This window comes from Bifidobacterium eulemuris (assembly GCF_014898155.1).
In the GTDB taxonomy this organism is placed as follows: Bacteria; Actinomycetota; Actinomycetes; order Actinomycetales; family Bifidobacteriaceae; genus Bifidobacterium; species Bifidobacterium eulemuris.
Genome location: NZ_CP062938.1, coordinates 1,505,837 through 1,525,496, shown reverse-complemented (window position 1 = coordinate 1,525,496; position 19,660 = coordinate 1,505,837). Strand labels below are relative to the sequence as shown.

The 19,660-nt window shown below is 65.6% G+C and carries 14 protein-coding genes; 8 read left to right on the top strand and 6 right to left on the bottom strand.

The features are described 5' to 3' along the window. Window positions 1-26: 26 nt before the first annotated feature. The 4 genes from BE0216_RS06690 to BE0216_RS06675 all read left to right on the top strand — a co-directional run bounded on the left by BE0216_RS06690 (window position 27) and on the right by BE0216_RS06675 (window position 6,097). Complete coding sequence (locus BE0216_RS06690) at window positions 27-2,087, top strand: beta-galactosidase (RefSeq protein WP_094635918.1); 2,061 nt, start codon at window positions 27-29, stop codon at window positions 2,085-2,087. Next, window positions 2,075-3,109, top strand: a complete 1,035-nt coding sequence (locus BE0216_RS06685) for a LacI family DNA-binding transcriptional regulator (RefSeq protein ID WP_094635919.1) — start codon at window positions 2,075-2,077, stop codon at window positions 3,107-3,109. Before BE0216_RS06690 ends, BE0216_RS06685 begins: the two co-directional genes overlap by 13 nt. Window positions 3,110-3,283: 174 nt before the next feature. Further along, window positions 3,284-5,044, top strand: a complete 1,761-nt coding sequence (locus BE0216_RS06680) for an extracellular solute-binding protein (RefSeq protein WP_094635920.1) — start codon at window positions 3,284-3,286, stop codon at window positions 5,042-5,044. A gap of 150 nt (window positions 5,045-5,194) precedes the next feature. Next, window positions 5,195-6,097, top strand: a complete 903-nt coding sequence (locus BE0216_RS06675; protein ID WP_094635921.1) for an ROK family protein — start codon at window positions 5,195-5,197, stop codon at window positions 6,095-6,097. On the opposite strand, the gene BE0216_RS06670 is transcribed toward BE0216_RS06675, so the two are convergent. The 3 genes from BE0216_RS06670 to BE0216_RS06660 are packed head-to-tail and all read right to left on the bottom strand — an operon-like array spanning window position 6,075 to window position 10,288. Further along, window positions 6,075-6,869 carry a TetR/AcrR family transcriptional regulator gene (locus tag BE0216_RS06670; RefSeq protein ID WP_094635922.1) on the bottom strand — a complete coding sequence of 265 codons (795 nt, stop codon included), beginning with the start codon at window positions 6,867-6,869 and terminating at the stop codon, window positions 6,075-6,077. The genes BE0216_RS06675 and BE0216_RS06670 overlap by 23 nt on opposite strands. A gap of 33 nt (window positions 6,870-6,902) precedes the next feature. Beyond that, window positions 6,903-7,733 carry an alpha/beta hydrolase gene (locus BE0216_RS06665; RefSeq protein WP_094635923.1) on the bottom strand — a complete coding sequence of 277 codons (831 nt, stop codon included), beginning with the start codon at window positions 7,731-7,733 and terminating at the stop codon, window positions 6,903-6,905. 47 nt (window positions 7,734-7,780) lie between these two features. Continuing rightward, a complete protein-coding gene (locus tag BE0216_RS06660; RefSeq protein WP_094635924.1) occupies window positions 7,781-10,288 on the bottom strand; it encodes a GH36-type glycosyl hydrolase domain-containing protein in 2,508 nt (835 codons plus the stop codon). A 330-nt stretch (window positions 10,289-10,618) separates the two neighbouring features. On the opposite strand from BE0216_RS06660, the gene rsmI reads away from it, so the two are divergent. Next, window positions 10,619-11,533, top strand: coding sequence for a 16S rRNA (cytidine(1402)-2'-O)-methyltransferase (rsmI, locus tag BE0216_RS06655; RefSeq protein WP_226805725.1), 915 nt, complete (start codon window positions 10,619-10,621; stop codon window positions 11,531-11,533). 20 nt (window positions 11,534-11,553) lie between these two features. Here the strand turns inward: rsmI and BE0216_RS06650 are convergent, their stop codons facing one another. After that, entirely contained in the window at window positions 11,554-11,919 is a 366-nt protein-coding gene (locus BE0216_RS06650) for a variant leucine-rich repeat-containing protein (RefSeq protein ID WP_193042841.1), read from the bottom strand. After that, on the bottom strand, window positions 11,916-12,716 hold the full coding sequence (locus BE0216_RS06645; protein WP_226805724.1) for a hypothetical protein: 801 nt from the start codon (window positions 12,714-12,716) through the stop codon (window positions 11,916-11,918). Before BE0216_RS06645 ends, BE0216_RS06650 begins: the two co-directional genes overlap by 4 nt. 292 nt (window positions 12,717-13,008) lie before the next feature. Between BE0216_RS06645 and metG the strand changes: the two genes are divergently transcribed. Next, the gene (gene metG, locus BE0216_RS06640) at window positions 13,009-14,868 is read left to right on the top strand and encodes a methionine--tRNA ligase (RefSeq protein WP_094635926.1); all 1,860 of its coding nucleotides are present in this window, start codon (window positions 13,009-13,011) and stop codon (window positions 14,866-14,868) included. A gap of 386 nt (window positions 14,869-15,254) precedes the next feature. Next, entirely contained in the window at window positions 15,255-17,441 is a 2,187-nt protein-coding gene (locus BE0216_RS06635; protein WP_211279891.1) for a right-handed parallel beta-helix repeat-containing protein, read from the top strand. 101 nt (window positions 17,442-17,542) lie between these two features. On the opposite strand, the gene BE0216_RS06630 is transcribed toward BE0216_RS06635, so the two are convergent. Next, window positions 17,543-18,610, bottom strand: a complete 1,068-nt coding sequence (locus BE0216_RS06630) for a LacI family DNA-binding transcriptional regulator (protein ID WP_094635927.1) — start codon at window positions 18,608-18,610, stop codon at window positions 17,543-17,545. A 55-nt stretch (window positions 18,611-18,665) separates the two neighbouring features. On the opposite strand from BE0216_RS06630, the gene BE0216_RS06625 reads away from it, so the two are divergent. Further along, the gene (locus tag BE0216_RS06625; RefSeq protein ID WP_094635928.1) at window positions 18,666-19,625 is read left to right on the top strand and encodes a TatD family hydrolase; all 960 of its coding nucleotides are present in this window, start codon (window positions 18,666-18,668) and stop codon (window positions 19,623-19,625) included. The last annotated feature ends 35 nt before the right edge of the window (window positions 19,626-19,660 follow it).

Sequence of the window (19,660 nt, the reverse complement as noted above, 5' to 3'; positions counted from 1 at the left end):
ACCCACCATCATTAAGGAGACCCGCGATGCAACCCCTGTTCGACAGCTTCCTGTTCGGCGGCGACTGGAACCCCGAGCAATGGCCCGAGGAGACCTGGGAGCGTGATATCGAGATGCTCGAGCACGCGCATATCAACGAAGCCACCATCAACGTGTTCTCGTGGACGCTGCTGCAGCCCGACGAAGGCGAATACGACTTCGCCACGCTGGACAGGATCGTGGCCCTGCTGGTGCGCCACAAGTTCAACATCGTGCTCGCCACCTCCACCGCCGCGCTGCCGGCCTGGCTGGTGCGCACCCATCCCGAGGTCATCCGCACCGAATCGAACGGCCGCCGCCACGTGTTCGGCGGACGCCACAACTTCTGCCCGAACTCCGCCGTGTTCCGCGGGCTGTCCGGCGAACTCGCCTCGCGCATCGCCGAACGCTACGCGGGCACCCCGGGCCTGAAGGCCTGGCATATCGGCAACGAGTACGGCGGCGGTGGCGGCATGTGCTACTGCGAGACGTGCGCCGAGGCCTTCCGCGAATGGCTACGGGGCAAATACGGCACGTTGGAGGCGCTGAACCGGGCGTGGTGCGCGAACTTCTGGAGCCATACGATCGTCGACTGGGCCGACGTGGTGCCGCCGGTGGAATACGGCGACGGCATCGGCACCGAGAAGGCGGTGGTCTCCGGCCTGCTGATGGACTACCGCCGCTTCCAGAACGAGTCGCAGCTCGCCTGCTACGTCAACGAGCGGGATGCGGTGCGCCGCCATGACGCCGCCACCCCGATCACCACGAATCTCATGGGCACGTTCAAGGACCTCGACTACTTCGCCTGGGGCCGCGAGCTGGACGTGGTCAGCTGGGACAACTATCCCGGCATGGATATGCCCTCCAGCTACACGGCCATGTGCCACGACCTGATGCGCGGGGTGGGCGGCGGCAAGCCGTTCATGCTGATGGAGCAGACGCCGAACCAGCAGAACTGGTTCCCCTTCTGCAAGGTCAAGCGCCCCGGCGAGGTGCGCGCGCTGAGCTGGCAGGCGGTGGCCCATGGCGCCGACACGGTGCAGTTCTTCCAGATGCGCCAGTCGATCGGCGGCTGCGAGCGCTTCCACGGCGCGGTGATCGCCCACGACGGCACCGAGGACTCCCGCGTGTTCCGCGAGACCGCGGCGCTCGGCGAGGAGCTGGAGCGTGTGGGTGCCCGGCTGATGGGGTCCCACACGCGCGCCCGCGTGGCCGTGATGTTCGATTGGGAGAGCTACTGGTCGCTGGAGGGCTGTGTGGGTCCGACCAAGGGATTCCAGTATCCGCAGGAGGTGCACCGCTTCTACCGCGCGCTGCACCGGCGCAATGTGGAGGTCGATGTCATCGCCAGCACCACGCCGGCCGCGGAACTCAAGCGGTATGCGCTGGTGGTCGCGCCCGCGCTGATTATGGTCAAGCCCGGCGTGGCCGAGGCCCTCGAGGAGTATGTGCGCGAGGGCGGGCGCTTCGTGACCGGCTATATGGCCGGCATCCATGACGAGCATGATCTGGTGGTGCCCGGCGGCTACCCCGGCGCGTTGCGTGAGGTGTGCGGCGTGTGGGTCGAGGAGATCGACGCGCTCGCGCCGGACGAGACGGTCGCGGTGCGTTTGGGCGGCGAGCTGGGCGGCGGCCAGGCCCGCGGCGAGATCGTCGCCAGCATCATGCATCTCGAGGGCGCCCGCGCGTTGGCCGAATACGACGGGGACGACTTCTACGCCGATACCGCCGCGCTCAGCGTCAACGAGTTCGGCCAAGGCCGGGCGTACTACGTCGGCACCCCGCTGGACGAGGACGGCATGGACGCGTTCCTCGGCGCGCTTGTCGCCGAACTGGGCGTCTTCGCCTTCGAAACGCCGGAGGGCGTGGAGGTGGCGACGCGCCATGGCGACGACGACACGGATTTCGTGTTCGTGCTGAATATGACCGGCCAGGCGCGGCGCGTGCTGGTGCCGGTGGACGCCGACAGCGCGGATGTGCTGGTGGGCGATGCGTCGGCCGCGGCGGGCGTCGAGCATGAGCTGGCCCCCTACGGAGTGGAAGTGCTCGCCGTGCGATGCCGGGGATAAAGGAGGTCGCGGCCCGCGCCGGCGTCTCGGTCAGCACCGTCTCGTATGTGATGAGCGGCAAGCGCTCCGTCAGCGGCGAGACGAAACTGAAGGTGATGCGGGCCGCGCGTGAGCTCGGCTACCATTCGCGCGGCGAGACGCATGCCGTGCGGGGCGCCCGCGCCGGCGTGATCGCGATGAGCTCTCCGATCGACGAATCCACCGACTATATGTACTGGGCGCCGTTCTGCTTCGCCATAGCCAAGCAGGCCCGCAGGCGCGGCTACGACGTGCTGGTGATGACCGAGGAGGCCGGCAGCACGGATATCATGCGCATGGCGGACTCCGGCGCGGTGGACGGCGTGGTGCTGCTGGACGTCTCGCTGGAGGATCCGCGCGCCGCCGAGGCGCGGGTCTCGCGCGTGCCGGTGGTGTCGATCGGATGCCCCCGTAAGGTCGAGGGGCTGGTGGCCATCGACCTCGATTTCGAGAGAATGGGGCGCAAGGCGGTCGATGTGCTGCGCTGCTTCGGCCATCGGCATGTGCTGTTCGTCGGCTCGCCGGTGGCCGCCTATCTTTCGCAGGTGAATTTTCTGGTGCGCACCAGGGACGCCATTATGGCGCGGGCCCGGTCGGTGGGCGTTTCGGTGACGTTCGTGGCCATGCGCGACGGCGGCACCGAGGACGTCTCGCGCATCGCGGCGAGCGCGTTCGAGCAGGATCCGCTGATCACCGCGGTGATCGGGCAATGCGATGTGACCGCTCTGTCGAATCTCGCCGCCGTGCTGCAATCCCAAGGCAAGGACGTGCCCCGCGACATCTCCATGCTGATGCTGGGCTCGTTCGGCCATGCGTCCGCCATGGGCGAGCGGATCGACGAGATTCCGATGCAGCCGTACAGCACCTGCAACCGCGCCGTGGACGTGCTGGTGGATCTGATCGAGGGCAGGCGCCGCCGAGGCGCGGATGGGGACGTCGAATTGATGCCGGTGTCGTATCTGCGGCGGGGCAGCGTGGCGCAGGCTCGGGAAATCGACGCCTGATCGCCGGCGTGGCGACGGCCCCTCGCATCGGCGGGGCTTTTTGTCGAAAATCGTCGAAATAGTTCGTTCGCGACGACGGGTCGGCCATAGCCTGAATACCAAGTCGTATCGCATCGCTCCCAGTGTCAATGAGGATGGGAAGGTGCGTGCGTTCGATGAAGAAAGCGAGGAAGCATGAAGCATCTATGCAGGAAAGTGGTGGCCGGAATCGGAATCATGGCCATGTGCGCGTCGATGGCGGCCTGCGGCGGAGACACCGCCGCCGACGGCGTCGACGACGGCTCGGAGATGACGGTCGAGGTCTTCGACTCGCTCGCCAACTATCAGGGCGAGCAGAAGGGCTGGTTCGCCAAGCTCGTCAAAGACAAGTTCAACATCACGCTCAACATCGTGGCCCCGAACGTGGCCGGCGGCGGCAGCACGCTGTTCGACACCCGCTCCGCGGCGGGCAATCTGGGCGACATCATCATCATGGGCAGCGGCAACGGCCAGGCCGAGGACGTGGTGAAGGCCGGACTGGTGGCCGATATCAGCGAGTACATCGACGATACGGAGTATCTCAAGCAGTACCAGAGCGCGATCGACGAGCTCACCGCCACCGCCAACCAGGAAAGCGGCGTGTGGGGCATCCCGACCTCGGTTTCGTCGCTGGCGCCCACGGAATCCAGCGAGGGCGTGGAGCCGACCTTCGGCCCGTTCGTGCGTTGGGACTACTACAAGGCGATCGGCTACCCCGAAGTGGGGACGCTGGAGGACTTGCTGCCGGTGCTCAAGCAGATGCAGGACGCGGCCCGCGAGGCCGAGGGCACCGACGACATCTACGCGCTGTCGCTGTTCAAGGATTGGGACGGCGAGGCCATGCAGAACGGCTACCAGTTCCCCGCGTTCTACGGCTACGCCGAAGGCATCGGCTATGTGCTGTCCAACGCCGCGGGAGACGACTACCAGTCGCTGATCGACGAGGACGGCCAGTACGTGCGCGCGCTGAAGTTCTTCAACAAGGCCTACCAGATGGGATTGGTGGATCCGGAATCCACCACGCAGAACTACGACACCATGTACTCCAAGTACAAGGAAGGCAAGGTGCTGTTCTCCTTCTGGCCGTGGCTGGGACAGGCGGCGTACAACACCACCGACCATAAGGAGGCCGGCCAGGGCTTCATGATGCTGGACATCGACGATATGACCATCGCCTCGAAGGGCGCCCAGCCCAACGGCACCAGCACCTTCATCGCCATCGGCGCCAACGCGAAGAACAAGGAGCGTCTGGTCAAGTTCGTCGACTGGCTGTATTCGCCCGAAGGCATCCAGGCCTCCGGTTCGCAGACCAACGGCGCGGCCGGACTGCAGGGTCTGACGTGGGACGTGGACGAGGACGGCCAGCCGTATCTGACCGACTTCGGCGTCAAGGCCGTCTCCGGCGAAAGCGTGACCGTGCCGGACGAGTACGGCGGCGGCGACTACACCACCGGCGCCTCGCAGCTCAACGTCAGCACCGTGCTCAACAAGGACATCGATCCGAACACCGGCGTGGCCTACAACTACCAGATGTGGGATTCCGAGCTGGCCAAGCGCGACACCGCGCTCGACGTGGATTGGCAGGAGCATATGGGCGGGGCGCGCACCACCATGGAGTATCTCGAATCCAACGACAAGCTGGCGGTGATTCCGGGCGCCACCTACAGCGCGCCCGACGAGGATTCCAAGATCTCCGCGGTACGCGGACAGGTCAAGACCTCGGTGGTGAACGCGTGCTGGCAGGCGGTGTTCACGTCCAGCGACGCGGAGTTCGACCAGGTGTGGGCCGACGCCGTGGCGAACATCGAGTCGCTCGGCTACGACGAGGTGTACCAGGTCGATCTGGCCAACAGCAAGGAGATGACCGCCGCGCGTCAGGAGGTCAAGGAGCAGTACGAGAGCCAGAGCCAGGAGTAGGAGCTGGCGGGTGCCTCCTCGCCGGAGCCGAAGGATTCCATGCCGATGGCGTGGGGTCCTTCGGCTCCGCCGCGTTCGGGCTTGTCCGAACGCGGCGGCCGGGGCCTTATTGAGTTATAGTTAAATAACTCGATAAGGAAGAGAGGGGCGATGGTCGAGACGTCACGCGTGCTTGCGTTTGATGTGGGACTGCATTTCATCCGGTATTCGCTGTTCGAGGATGGGAAGCAGGGGCTGCCCGGCACCATCCCCACGCCGGTGGACAGCACGGAATCCTTCTACCGTGCCCTGGCCGACGTGGTGAAATCGCAGGACGGGCCGATCGACGGCGTGGCCGTCAGCTTCCCCGGATTCGTCGACACCGCCCGTCAGCGCGCCGTCACCGCCGGACCGCTGCCGCTGCTGTACCGGCACGCCATCGGCGACGAACTCAACAACTATCTGGATGAACCGTTGCCCGTATGGCTGGAGAACGACGCGAACTGCGCGGCCATCGCGGAGAAAAGAAGCGGCAACGCGAAGAAACTGCAGGATTTCGTGCTGATCGCCATCGACACCGGCATCGGCGGGGCCATGTTCGTCGACGGGCGCATCCATCGCGGACGCGACTGGCGCGCCGGCGAATTCGGCATGATGATGATCAACTACGATACCGGCGGTTTCAGCAATCTGCACGACTACGCGTCGATGTCCAAACTCAAGCAGATGTACGCCGACGAATTCGACGTGCCCGAGGAGTCGGTGGTGCCCAGTTCCCTGTTCCGCCGTCTGGACGAGCCCGACGTGCGCGCGGTGGTGGAACGGTGGGCGGATTATCTCGCGGTCGGCATTTTCAATATCGTGGCCGCGACCGATCCCGAATGCGTGTTGTTGGGCGGCGCGATCAGCCGCGAGGTGACGCTGCTCCCTCTGGTGCGGGAGGCCTTGGGGCGCATCCCCAACTGGAAGGACTTCCGCACGCCGGTCAAACGCTGCCGCCACTCGGGCAACGCCGGTCTGATCGGCGCCTACCACGCGTTCATGGACGAGGTCACGAACGCGAACGAAGCGTAAACGGCAGAAGGCAGCGGCCTGAATCGGCGTCGTATTCGTCCGGATCGCGCAGTCCCTCCCATTCGCGTGGAGGGAACAGCTCGTCGGAGAAGTGAATCCACTCCTCGAGCAGATCGAAGGCGTTGTCCGCCAGCCAGCGGTATTGCAGGCCGTCCATCGCCGACATGGCGAGCGTGTGCATATGGTAGAAGCGTTCCAGATCGAAACTGTCCGGCAGCGCCCAATCCATCGAACGCACCAGCTCCCAGTTGCGCTGGTGGCGGCCGACGAAGAACTCATGGGCGGGATGATCGGGCGTCAGACCCTCGCCGTTCAGCGTGGAGAACAGGCGCACCAATTCCGGACGCTGCACGTTGTAGAGCACGATGTTCAGGCAGTAGCGCGGGTAGAACATGACGCGATGCCCGTCGCAGTCGGTGAGCGTGGCCGACGAGGCGTTGAACTCGTCCGCGTCCGGAGTGTCGTAGCCCTCGGCGAGCACCATGCGCAGCAGATCGTCCTTGGATCGGATGTAATGGTACAGCGCCGCCTCGGTGATGCCGATCTCGTCGGCGATATCCTGCAGGGCCATGCCCCAGAAGCCCTTTTCGGCGATGACCTTCGTCGCGGCCTCGAGGATCTGCAGATGCCGCTCCTCGGGGGTCATGCGCTTGCGCTTCTCGAAGGTTTTGCCCGCGGAGACGTCGCGCGCCACCGTGTTGACGGCGGTGCGCGACGCCGACGGACGATTCGTTCCCTCGTCGAGGAATCCGTTCCAAGCGGCGACGACCATTGCCAACTCCTTGTGAATAGGTGAGGGATGATGCTATCTGGCGGCCCCGTCGAAGGTGCGCGCCAACCAGTCCGCCGCCAGGGTGGGCCACACCTGGACGCAGGGGAAGACGTTGCCCTGGCCTCCCCACGCGGTCTCCTCGGTGCCCAGCGCCAGACCATGCCCGCCTTCGGGGAACAGATGCGCCTCGACGCTCACGCCCGCGGCCTTGCACGCCTGGATCAGCAGCAGCGTGTTCTCCACCGGCACCGTGTCGTCGGTCATCGTATGCCAGACGAACACCGGCGGCGTCTTCGCATCGATATGCTTCTCGATGGACAGCGCCTCCAGCGCGGCCGGATCGTTCTGGCGCTCGCCGAGCACCATTTCGAAGCTGCCGCGATGGGCGAACGGGCCGGAGGTGACCACCGGATAGGCGAGCATCAGCGCGTTCGGACGGACGGCGTCCGGATCATAGCCCTGCGCGCGCAGGTCGTCGTCTCCGGCGGTGGTGGCGAGATTGGCGGCGAGGTGGCCGCCGGCGGAGAAGCCGATCACCGCCACCTTGCCCGGATCCACATGCCATTCATCCGCGTTCGCGCGGATCAGACGCATCGCCTCGGCGGCCTCGACCAGCGCCGTGGGATAGAGGCTGGGCGCCACCGAATAGCGCAGGACGAACGCGTTGCATCCGGCGGCGACGAACTTGAGCGCGATCGGCTCGGCCTCGCGGTCGGAGGTCATCGCATAGCCGCCTCCGGGAACGACCAGCACCGACGGGCGTCGGCGGTTCGGATCCACCTCCGGGCTGTTGTCGATGCAGTAGCCGACGAGCAGCGCCTCGCTGCCGTCGATGCCGGTGATGGCGCGTTCGAAATATCGCATGATCTATGGCTCCTCGTTGATATGCCGCTGGTCCGGCCGTATTAGAACTAGAACGTGACCTGAACGTCCACGATACTACCGTTCGCGTTGGTCTGCGCCGGAATGACCGAACCGTCGATCCGGTGGCCGTCCACGCTCAGCGTGCGCTCGCCGGTGCGGCGCATGGCGATGCGGTAGGTGGCGCCGCGGTAGGTGCGCGTGACGGTGAGCTTATCGAACTCCTGCGGCAGATGCGGCTCGACGACGAGACCGTCAAGCGTGGGCCGCACGCCGAGCAGATACTGCGAAACGTCCACGAAGGTCCATGCGGCGGTGCCGGTCAGCCAGGAGTTCTTGCCTTCGCCCGGCGTCGGAGACTCGGGGCCCGCGACCATCTGGCAGTAGACATACGGCTCCACGCGGCGGATTTCGGACTTGTCCTCCAGCCAGGCCGGGCAGTTACGCGTGTAGACGGCGAAGGCCTCCTCGTCGTTGCCGGCGAGCGCGTTGGCGATGGAGATCCACGGGTTGTTGTGGCAGAAGATGCCGCCGTTCTCCTTGTATCCGCGCGGATAGGTGCTGATCTCGCCCAGCTCGATGCGGTAGGTGGAGTAGGCGGGGGCGAGGATCGCGGTGCCCCAGTCGCAGGTGAGGCGGTCCTTGACGGAGGCCAGCGCCTTCTGCGCCTTGCCGTTGTCGAGGCCGATGCCGGCCATCACGCACATGCCCTGCGGCTCGATGTAGATCTGGCCCTCGGTGTCGGCATGGGTGCCCACGGGGCGCGAGTAGGCGTCCCAGGCGCGCAGGAACCACTCGCCGTCCCAGCCGGAGGATTCCACGGCGGCGGTCATGTCGGCGACGGCGGCGCGGATGGATTCGGCTTCGGCGGCGGCTTCGGCCTCGCCCATGCCGGCCTGGACGCCGTGGCGTTCGAGGATGTCGGCGTACTGGCCGCCGTAGAGCACGAACATGCCGCCGATGAACACGGATTCGGCGATGCCGGTGTCGTTGTTCTCCACCGTTTGGAAGCTTTCGCCCGGCGTGGATGAGAAGCAGTTGAGGTTCAGGCAGTCGTTCCAGTCCGCGCGTCCGATCAGCGGCAGGCCGTGGGGGCCGAGGTGGTCGATCGTGTAGTTCACGGAGCGGCGCAGGTGCTCCAGCAGCGGCTTCTCGGAGCCTTCGACGTTGTTGAACGGCACCGGTTCGGCGAGGATGCCGGCGTCGCCGGTTTCGGCGATGTACGCGTACACGCCGGCGACCAGCCACAGCGGGTCGTCGTTGAAGCCGCCGCCGATGTCGGCGTTGCCCTTTTTGGTCAGAGGCTGGTACTGGTGCCATGCCGAGCCGTCCTCCATCTGGGTGGAGGCGATGTCGATGATGCGTTCGCGCGCGCGTTGCGGCACCAGATGCACGAAGCCGAGCAGATCCTGGTTGGAATCGCGGAAGCCCATGCCGCGGCCCATGCCGGATTCGTAGTACGAGGCGGAGCGGGACATGTTGAAGGTGACCATGCACTGGTATTGGTGCCAGATATTGACCATGCGGTCGAGCTTGTCGTTGCCGGACTCCACGTTGTAGATGCCGAGCAGATCGTTCCAGTAGGCGTTGAGCTCCGCCAGCGCGGCATCCACGAGTTCGGTGGTGGCCAGTCGGGAGAACAGCTCGTGCGCGGGGGTTTTGTTGATGATGCCGACCTTGGCGGGATCGGTGGGATCCTCCCACTTGTTCTCGTTCGGCACCTCGATGTAGCCGAGGGTGAACACCAGCGTCTCGCTGGCGCCGGGGGCGAGCGTGACGCGCACGCGGTTCGCGGCAATCGGATACCAGCCATGCGCCACGGAATCATACGCCTTGCCCTGCGCGATCACCTGCGGGCTGTCCCATCCGTTGAACTGGCCCAGGAACTCGTCGCGGCTGGTGTCGAATCCGATGGTCGGGCGGTTCACGGCGAAGAAGGCGTAATGGTTGCGACGCTCCTTGAACTCGGTTTTGTGGTAGAGCAGGGTCGAGTCGGCGCGACGTTCCACCTCGACCTCGCCGGTCGAGAGGTTGCGCTGGAAATTCGTCGAATCGTCGACCGCGTTCCACAGGCACCATTCCACCGCGCCCGTCACGTCGATGACGCGGGTCTCGTCGGTGGTGTTGGTCAGGGTGAGTTTGTTGACCTCCGCGGAAGTGCGCAGCGGCACGAACGCGGTGAGGGAGGATTCGATGCCGTTCCGGCTCGCCTCGAACACGGTGTATCCGATGCCCTGGCGGCAGCGGTAGGAGTCGAGCGGGGTTTTGGTCGGAAGGAAGGTGGGCGACCAGGTGTCGAGCGGCGCGGGCTCGTCGCCGTCGCCGCCCATCAGCGTCAGATAATAGGAGCGCGCGCCGGTGTCCGAGGGCACGTTGTTGTAGCGGTAACGGGTGATGCGGCGGAGTTTGGCGTCTTTGTAGAACGAGTAGCCGCCGCCGGTGTTCGAGATCAGCGAGAAGAAGTCCTCGTTGCCGAGATAGTTGATCCAGGGGAGCGGGGTGGCTGGGGTTTCGATCACGTATTCGCGCGCTGCGTCGTCAAAGTGGCCGTACTGCATCGTCGTCCTTTCAGGCTGCTTCATTGCGTCTGTTATGTGTGGATATATTCAGTATAACACATCTATTTATAAAGTTATAAATAAGAGGCGTGACGCGTGGGGTCCGGGTGTTCGCCCGGGGTGGGCGAACGCACGAATGAGGTGGGCCGCACCGTCCGTGCGACCCTTTTGTAAGGCCAAAACGAACACGACAATCGAAGGAATGGCGCAAAGTCGCCAAAACGCGCGATGTTCGATTGTTGCATACCTGTTCGGAAAAGTCGCACGACGCCCGCTTTGGGAAAGGTCCGTGCGAAGCCGGTTGTGCCGGGCATGGGGGATACTGGGCGTATGACGATGGAACACGACGACCAAACGACCACCATCCCCCAAGGAACCGTGGTGCTTGCGGCCACGCCGATCGGCAACTCGTCCGACGCCTCCGAGCGGCTCAAAGCCCTGCTGGAACGCGCGGATATCATCGCGGCGGAGGACACCCGCCGTCTTTTCGACCTTGCGAACCGGCTCGGCGTGCATGTGAACGGCCATGTCGTCGCCTACCACGACCACAACGAGCGCGACAAATCCGACGGGCTGCTCGACCAAGTGGAGTCGGGCGCGACCGTTCTGGTCGTCTCCGACGCGGGCATGCCCACCATCAACGATCCGGGGCTTGCAATCGTGCGCCGCGCCATCGAACGCGGCCTGCCCGTCACCTGCGCGCCCGGCCCCTCCGCGGTGCTCGACGCGCTCGCCCTGTCCGGACTGCCGACCGACCGCTTCTGTTACGAGGGCTTTCTGCCGCGCAAGCATGCCGAACGCATGCAGCATCTGCGCGCTTTGCAAGGCGAGCGCCGCACCATCGTCTTCTATGAGACGCCCCACCGCATCGCCGACGCGATGGACGATCTGTTGGAGGGCTTCGGTCCGGACCGCCCGATGGCGCTGTGCCGCGAGCTGACCAAGGAATACGAGGAGGTGCGCCGCGGCTCCGTCGCGCAGATCCGCGACACCGTGATCGCCGATCCGCCGCGCGGCGAGATGGTGCTGGTGGTCGGCGGCGCGTCCGATGAGGAGGCTCAGGCCGCCGCTCCCGCCTCGCTATCCGTTGAGGATATGGCCGTGCTGGCCATCGACCGCGCGCTGGAGGACGGCTTGCGCATCAAAGAGGCGATCACGCAGGTCGTCGAGGAGCATCCCAACCCGGGCGGCAGCCTCGCCAACCGCAAGCAGGTGTATGCGGCGGTGCTGAAACTCAAAGGCTGAGGCGGTTGGCCGGCCAGTGCCTACCCATCGTCAAGCGAGCGCAGCAGCACCTCCAAGGCCCGACGCACGCCCGGCCCGCCCTGCTGGGAGACGAACTCCAATAATTCGGCGTCGGCCCGAGGATTGGCCACCAGCCAACGGCGCAGTTCCGGCGCCTCGCGGGCGATATGCCACAGCACTTGCGCATCGGTCGACGGATCGCACGCCACCAGCGGCGTCAGCATGATCGGAGGTTCGGGCGGTCCGATCGCCGCGTCGCCCCGTGCGGCGTCATGCGGGGAATCAGGCGATGGTGCGTCGTCCTGGCCGAGGACGCGCCGCAGCCGATGCGCGTGACGCAGCTGGCTGAGCCGGCGCGCTCGGCGTGTCCGTCGCCGCGGCGTCATGCCGTGATCACCATCGACTGCGGGCGCAGCGTCGGAACCGCCGAACGGATGGAGGCCGCGGCGCAGGAGGGGCCGAGTCCCACATCGAACGGCTTGTCGCGCGGCCCGGCGAACGCCGCGTCGGGCGGTTCGCTGACCAGATCGCGTTGCATGGACTCGAAGAACATGCGGGCGCGGGCGGCGAATTTGTGATAGCGGTGCTGACGTATGATCTTCAGACAGTCCGAGGGGTTGAATCGGTAGGCCGACATCAGCGCGTTGACGGTTTCGTGCGTTTCGAAGGGGTCGGGAAGGTCCTCCGGCATCATCACCAGATCGCAGGCCGTGCGTTGCGGCGTGGTAAGCGACAGGTTGGCGATGCACATCACCTGGTCGTCCGTCGTGCGGCGCTTGAACACGCGGATACGACGGCCCACGCTGACGGAGCGGAAATGCGATTTGGAGATCACGTCAAGCGTGCGCGGGAAGGCGCCGCCCAGCCACACCCATGCGGCGGTCGACGAGCAGGCGACGGTCGAATAGGGCGTCACGGTGGCGATAATCGTCGCGCGTCCGTACAAGGTGTCGCCGTGTTCGCTCCAATAGCCGGCGGTTTCGTCGAGCTTGCGCAGCGTGCCGAATTCGGACAGTCGGTTGAGGCTCAGCGGTCCCGGCAGATCCTTGGTATAGAGGATGGGCGGCACCACGGGCTCGCTTTGGGCGTCCTGGGAGGGCGGCGTTGGCGGTGTGGCTTGCGTCTGGTCGCCGTCTTCGGGCAGGTTGGATGGTGCGGTGGCGATGGCGGGTGAATCGTTCATGAGGGCGACCATAAGCATACGCGCGCGGGTCCCGCCACCGCCTTGCGCGAAATGGTGGATAAGTGGACAACTTTTCTCTCGCGCGCCGGTTATGTGGATATGTCGGTGGATTGCCTGCCCGCGTATGGGAAGCGCATGGTGGTGATCCGGCGAGTTGCTTGCCCGCGCGTGGAGTGCGTCCGTGATGAAAGGACGGGCCGATGGGGCCGGACTGACCGCCTTCGCACTCGCGCGGGGCTCGCCGGATGCCGGGAATGCCGCCTGTCCCCGCCGCGCCTGATAATCGTGCACTATGAGTCATGTTTTGGTGAATGTTGCCTGGCCGTACGCGAACGGCCCCCGCCATATCGGACATGTGGCCGGTTTCGGCGTGCCCTCCGATGTCTACGCGCGCTACGAGCGCATGAAGGGCAATGACGTGCTGATGGTGTCCGGCACCGACGAGCACGGCACCCCGATCCTCGTCGAGGCGGAGAAGGAAGGACTGAGCGCGCAGGAGCTGGCGAACCGCTACAACCGCGTGATCGCCAAGGACCTCGCCGATCTGGGCCTGAGCTACGACCTGTTCACCCGCACCACCACCGGCAACCACGAGCATGTGGTCCAGGAGCTGTTCAAGCAGTGCCTCGACAACGGCTATATCTATAAGGGCACCCAGCAGGTGGCGATCTCCCCGTCCACCGGCCGCACCCTGCCCGACCGCTATATCGAAGGCGAGTGCCCGATCTGCCACACCGAGGGCGCGCGCGGCGACCAGTGCGACGCCTGCGGCAACGAGCTCGACCCGGACGAGCTGATCAACCCCGTCTCCAAAATCAACGGCGAAACCCCGCGTTTCGAAGAGACGGAACATTACTTCCTCGACCTGCCGGCGCTCGCCGAAGCCAACAAGGCGTGGCTTGAGACCCGCAAGGGCTGGCGCACCAACGTCATCAACTTCTCGCTCGGCCTGTTCGCCGAGGTCAAGCCGCGCGCCATCACCCGCGACATCGACTGGGGCATCCCCGTGCCGGTGGAGGGGTGGATCGACAATCCGAACAAGAAGCTGTACGTGTGGTTCGACGCGGTGATCGGCTACCTGTCGGCCTCCATCGAATGGGCCCGCCGCAAGGGCGACCCGGAGGCGTGGCGCGCCTGGTGGAACGATCCGGCGACCCCGGGCTACTACTTCATGGGCAAGGACAACATCACCTTCCATTCGCAGATCTGGCCCTCCGAGATGCTCGCCTACAACGGCGACGGCTCCAAGGGCGGCGAAACCGGCGAATACGGCCCGCTCAATATGCCCGAACAGGTTGTGGCGAGCGAGTTCATGACCATGGAGGGCAAGAAGTTCTCGTCCTCGCGCGGCATCGTCATCTACGTGAAGGACATCCTCGCGCGCTACCCCGTGGACGCCGTGCGCTACTACATCTCCGTGGCCGGGCCGGAATCCTCCGACTCCGACTTCACGTGGGCCGAGTTCGTGCGCCACAACAACGAGGAGCTGGCCGCCTCCTGGGGCAATCTGGTCAACCGCGTGGCCAACCTGATCCACAAGAACTTCGGCCAGATCCCCGCGCTCGACGAGGATTCCATGACCGAAATGGACCGGGGTCTTCTGGAGGAGACGGCGGCCGCGTTCGAAGTGGTCGGCTCGTCCGTCGAATCGCACCGCCAGAAGAACGCGCTGGGCGAGGCCATGCGTGTGGTCGGCGACATCAACAAGTACATCTCCGCCACGGAACCGTGGAAGATCAAGGATGACGAGGCGCGACTGGCCACGGTGCTGCATGTCGCCGCGCAGGCCGTCTCCGACGCGAACCACCTGCTCGCCCCGTTCCTGCCGCACGCCGCGCAGAAGGTGTGGGAGGCGCTCGGCGGCACCGGCGTGTTCTCGCCGCTGCCCGAGCTGCGCGAGGTCGAGGATCTCGACAAGCCGGGCTTCACCTATCCGATCATCACCGGCGACTACGAGCTGGGTGTGAACGTGCATCCGTGGAGGAGCGAGCCGATCGAGGTCGGCGCGCCCGTCGCCAAGCCGGAGCCGATTTTCGCGAAGATTCCGAAGGAGGCCGTCGAGGAGGAGTTGGCGCGATTCGACGCCGAGCTCGCCGCGCGCCGTGAGGCCGAAGCGCAGCGTCTGGCCGCCGAGCAGGCCAAGCTCGTCTGATCGCGGTCGGTGGCGCGGGCATCACAAACCCGTCACAAACCGCCAAGTCAATTCACAGGAACACGCATCGTACCGCCAAGGAAAGGGCGGTTATATAGAACATGTCAGCGGTTGAACCTGCTGGCGAGGTTCCTCGGAACCCCATAACTGAACCCTTCTTCTCTCTTCTCTCTCACCCGGCGGCTCCCTCCGCCGGGTTTCTCTTTGTTCGGGGCCGGTGCTTGGGTCTCGTGCATGCTCCAGTGCGGAATCCTTTTGCGTGTGCCTTACGCGGCATGCTTGCGGAATCTTTGATATTTGGTCGTTCAAACGTTTGAATATAGAATGGTCGCCAACGAGTCGGAAAGAAGACCGGCTTGCGCGAACCGCAAACGGAAGGAAGCTCAATGACGATCTACCATGTTGCCCAGCGATCCGATACCCATGGCGAAGGCAGCGAAAGCAAGCCATTCGCCACCATCAACGAGGCGGCGGCCATCGCGCTTGCCGGCGATGAGATCGTGGTGCATGAGGGCGTGTACCGCGAATCCGTGAACCCCGCGCACGGCGGCGCAAGCGACGACATGCGTGTCGTCTACCGCGTGGCCGATGGGGAGCACGTGACCATCACCGGCGCCGAACGCGTCACCGGTTGGGTTCGGGACGTCCTCAATCCGAATGTGTGGACGGTCACGGTGCCCAACACCCTGTTCGGCGCCTTCAACCCCTTCGCGCGCACGGTGTTCGGCGACTGGGTGGTCGATCCAAGCTCGCATGCGGCCACGTTGCGCAGAACGGCGCAGGGCGACGCCAGGCTGGCCGAGGCCGAAGCCGAGGCCAGAACCCAGGCTGACGATGACGCCGGCGCCTCCACGGTGGATGCCGGAATAGCGGCCGGCATTCTTGCCGGCTACCCCGCCTCTCCCGCATGCCATCTGGGCGACGTGTATCTCGACGGCAAATCCTTGTATGAGGTCTTCTCCCCGATCGAGGTGCTCGATCCCAGTCCGCGCGTCACCTCCCACGACCACGGTTCGGGGCTGGACGCGCCGATCGCGGACCGCGAAGGCAGCACACACGTGTGGTACGCCGAGGTCGACGGTGATGCCGACACCGGCAGCACCACCATTTGGGCCAACTTCCAAGGTGCGGATCCCAATGAGCGTCTCGCCGAAATCAGCGTGCGCGAAACCGTGTTCTACCCGACCCGTCCGCAAATCAACTACATCACCGTGCGAGGCTTCGAACTCGCGCAGGCCGCGACGCCCTGGGCCCCGCCCACGGCCGACCAGATCGGCCTGATCGGCGCGCATTGGTCGCGGGGCTGGATCATCGAAAACAACGACATCCACGACGCGAAATGCTCCGCCGTCTCCCTCGGCAAGGAGGGCTCCACCGGCGACAACGACTGCACCGTGACCAGGCGCAAATCCGGCTACCAGTACCAGATGGAGGCCGTGTTCAAAGCGCTGCGATTCGGCTGGCGCAAAGGCGTGGTCGGCGGGCATGTCGTGCGCAGCAACACCATCCACGATTGCGGGCAGAACGGCGTGGTGGGCCATATGGGCTGCGCGTTCAGCGTCATCGAGCGCAACCACATCTACAACATCGCCACCAAGCATGAGTTCTGGGGCCATGAGATCGGCGGCATCAAACTGCACGCCGCCGTCGACACGGTGATCCGCGCCAACAACATCCACGACTGCACGCTGGGCACATGGCTCGACTGGCAGACGCAGGGCACGCATATCGACCGCAACGTCTACTGGAACAACACGCGCGATCTCATGGTCGAGGTGAGCCATGGCCCCTACACCGTATCCAACAACGTGTTCGCCTCCCCGCTCGCGCTCGACGTGTTCTCCGATGGCGGCGCGTACGTGAACAATCTCATCGCCGGCCAAACGCGGCTTATCCAGGTGCTGGACCGCTCCACCCCCTACCATTTCCCGCACACCACCGAAGTGGCCGGGTCGATGTTCGTCTACGGGGGCGACGACCGTTTTCTCAACAACCTGTTCGTCCGCCCCGCGGGCGCGCCGCCCGAAAACGACGACCAGCACGACTGGTGCTTCGTGGGCCACGGCACGCGCGTCTACAACGTGCGCGCGCTGAACTGCGGGATGCGCGGCGTGGGCGAACAGGGCGAGATCCCCTCGACCTTGGAGGAGTACGAGCGGTTGGCCTCGCGTACGGTGACGGGCGACGAGGAGCAGTTCCGCGAGGTGCCGCAGCCGGTGTACGCCCGCGACAACACCTATCTCGGCGGCGCGCGTGCGCTGCTGGGGGAGCGCGGTGCGTTGGCGTCGGAGGCCGAAGTCGCGGTGACGGTGCGCGGCGACGGCGATGCGGTGAGCCTGGCGGTCGGCACGTCCGACGCGGGGGCCGACGGTGTGACGTTCGGCTCCGGCTCGATCGTGCGGACCGCGGACCTCGGCACGCCGCGCGTGGTCGAGGCTCGATTCGAGAACCCGGATGGCTCCCCGTTCTCGTTCGATGCCGATATCGTCGGCGACCCACGTGGCGAACGCTCCTCGCGTGGCCCTGTGGCCGCGCTGGAACCCGGGCGGCCCGTGGTGGTCTGGCGTCGGTGAGCTGAGGCATAGAGGCCGATGGGCCGATATCGTTCCACACCATCGGACTTGGGCGGGTTGGTTGCGATCGCGGCCGGCCCGCCCGGTCGTATGACGTGCTCCTACCGCCGTGCCGTGGACTCCCGCCGCATCAATGTGAAATCGGCGACCAGTCGGCGTGGGGCGTCGCGTTCGGCACTGTCGGTTGCGCCCACGGCACCTGCCGCCGCCGGATGGTCGATGCGCTCGACCAGCAGATCCAACGCCTTGCGCGCGTAGTCGTCGTAATCGATGGCGATGGTGCTGATGGACGGCACCGTATAGGCGGTTTCCGCAATGCCGTCGAACCCGATGATCGCCACATCCTCGGGGACGCGGATGCCGCGGTCGGCGAAACCGCGCACAGCGCCCATCGCCACGGCGTCGTTCATGCAGAACAGGCCGTCGATGGCCGTATCAAGCCTCGCATCCGCCAACCGCCTTGCGGCAAGACGGGCGGCTTCGTAATCCCATGGGCACGGGATGATCGAGGTGGAAGGCAGAGAGAATCCAGCCTCGGCCAAAGCGCTCCCGCAACCGGCCAGACGTCGGTCGCAGAACGCGGTGTTGCCCGAATCGGCGAGGCCGGACTTCGGCGGATTCGCGCCAAGCACGGCGATGCGGCGGCATCCCACATCCAGCAGATGCCGCACGGCGACTTGCGCCCCCTCGAAACTGGGCGTCACCACGGCGTCGAACAGCGGCTCGGCGGCGAAATCCTCGCACCACACCATCGGTTTGGTGCCCACATGCGCTTTGATCTCGGCGGGGGAGACGCTGCTGGGGCTGAAAATCAGCCCATCGCAGAACTGGCTGGTCACCTGCTCCAACGAACGCAGCTCCCCCTCGCGTGAATTGACGGTCTGCTGCACGATGGTGTTCAACCCCCGCTCGCCGGCCTCGCGGGTCAGAGCGGCCGCCAAACGCATCGGCTGGCAGATGGACAGTCCGTATACGGCCACGCCGATCACGCCGTTGCGCCCGGCTTTGAGAATGCGCGCGGAAAGATTGGCCGCATAGCCGAGCTCCTCGGCCGCGCGCCGCACACGGGCGACGGTATCGGGCTGGAAGCGGGCGTCGCCGCGCAGCACGTAGGACACGGTGGACGCAGATACGCCGGCCCGCGTCGCCACATCACGCAAAGTAACCATAACCCCACCCTATATGCCCAACAAGAGAACCCGCCTGCGGTGTACGGTAGAACCCATGAGCAAGAACAAGCACCGCGACCGCAGCTGGGCACCGGCACCCGAAGCGTTGCCGGAAGACGCCTGCGTCATCGACAACCACACCCATCTGGCCTCCGTCGTGCCCTTCTCCAAAGCCGTCAGCCACGAGGCCGAAGCCAAAGGATTGCCCGCGGTTCCCGTCTACGATGTGGACGAACTGCTCGCCCAGGCGCAATCCGTTGGCGTTGAGGGTATTATCGAGTGCGGTTGCGAGCTGCCGCACCTGATGACCGCCGTGCAGATGGCGCTTGATCATCCAGGTATCGTGCACGCGGCGCTCGCAATACACCCCAACGAATCCGTGCGCCACGGCCACCGCGCCGTGCCCGGGCCCGACGGGCTGCCGCTCACCTACAAGGACTACCACGACGTGAGCTTCGAGGACGCGCTCGGCGAAGTGCACCGCCTCGCCGTCGCCTATCCCGACCAGGTTCTGGCCATCGGCGAGACCGGCATGGACCTGTTCCGCACCGGCGAAGGCGCGATGGAACTGCAGCGCGAGGCCTTCCGCGCGCATATCTCCCTCGCCAAGGAACTCGGCTTGCCCCTGCAGATCCACGACCGCGACGCGCACCGCGAGGTCATCGACACGCTGCTCAGGGACGGCGCGCCCGCGTACACCGTATTTCATTCCTACTCCGGCGACCGCGAGATGGCGCAGATCGCCAGCGAACACGGCTGGTACCTGAGCTTCTCCGGCACGGTGGGGTACAAGGGCAACGACGGCATCCGCGAGGCGGCCCGCGAAGTGGGGTTGGAGCACATCATGGTGGAGACCGACGCGCCCTATCTCACCCCCATGCCCTACCGCGGGCACACCAATGCGCCGTATATGATCCCCTACACGCTGCGCGCGCTCGCCGAGGCGATGGATGTGTCCGTGGTCGAGGTGGCGCGGGCCACCCGTGAGGTCGTCACCACCGTTTATGGCCTGTGAGGGTCGGGATCCCTCGACTCCGCTTCGCTCCGCTC

What these genes read in the sequence shown, in the direction of transcription:
- BE0216_RS06690 (WP_094635918.1), top strand. Translation starts at nt 27, where the DNA reads ATGCAACCCCTGTTCGACAGCTTCCTGTTCGGCGGCGACTGGAACCCC.
- BE0216_RS06685 (WP_094635919.1), top strand. Translation starts at nt 2,075, where the DNA reads ATGCCGGGGATAAAGGAGGTCGCGGCCCGCGCCGGCGTCTCGGTCAGC.
- BE0216_RS06680 (WP_094635920.1), top strand. Translation starts at nt 3,284, where the DNA reads ATGAAGCATCTATGCAGGAAAGTGGTGGCCGGAATCGGAATCATGGCC.
- BE0216_RS06675 (WP_094635921.1), top strand. Translation starts at nt 5,195, where the DNA reads ATGGTCGAGACGTCACGCGTGCTTGCGTTTGATGTGGGACTGCATTTC.
- BE0216_RS06670 (WP_094635922.1), bottom strand. Translation starts at nt 6,869, where the DNA reads ATGGTCGTCGCCGCTTGGAACGGATTCCTCGACGAGGGAACGAATCGT.
- BE0216_RS06665 (WP_094635923.1), bottom strand. Translation starts at nt 7,733, where the DNA reads ATGCGATATTTCGAACGCGCCATCACCGGCATCGACGGCAGCGAGGCG.
- BE0216_RS06660 (WP_094635924.1), bottom strand. Translation starts at nt 10,288, where the DNA reads ATGCAGTACGGCCACTTTGACGACGCAGCGCGCGAATACGTGATCGAA.
- rsmI (WP_226805725.1), top strand. Translation starts at nt 10,619, where the DNA reads ATGACGATGGAACACGACGACCAAACGACCACCATCCCCCAAGGAACC.
- BE0216_RS06650 (WP_193042841.1), bottom strand. Translation starts at nt 11,919, where the DNA reads ATGACGCCGCGGCGACGGACACGCCGAGCGCGCCGGCTCAGCCAGCTG.
- BE0216_RS06645 (WP_226805724.1), bottom strand. Translation starts at nt 12,716, where the DNA reads ATGAACGATTCACCCGCCATCGCCACCGCACCATCCAACCTGCCCGAA.
- metG (WP_094635926.1), top strand. Translation starts at nt 13,009, where the DNA reads ATGAGTCATGTTTTGGTGAATGTTGCCTGGCCGTACGCGAACGGCCCC.
- BE0216_RS06635 (WP_211279891.1), top strand. Translation starts at nt 15,255, where the DNA reads ATGACGATCTACCATGTTGCCCAGCGATCCGATACCCATGGCGAAGGC.
- BE0216_RS06630 (WP_094635927.1), bottom strand. Translation starts at nt 18,610, where the DNA reads ATGGTTACTTTGCGTGATGTGGCGACGCGGGCCGGCGTATCTGCGTCC.
- BE0216_RS06625 (WP_094635928.1), top strand. Translation starts at nt 18,666, where the DNA reads ATGAGCAAGAACAAGCACCGCGACCGCAGCTGGGCACCGGCACCCGAA.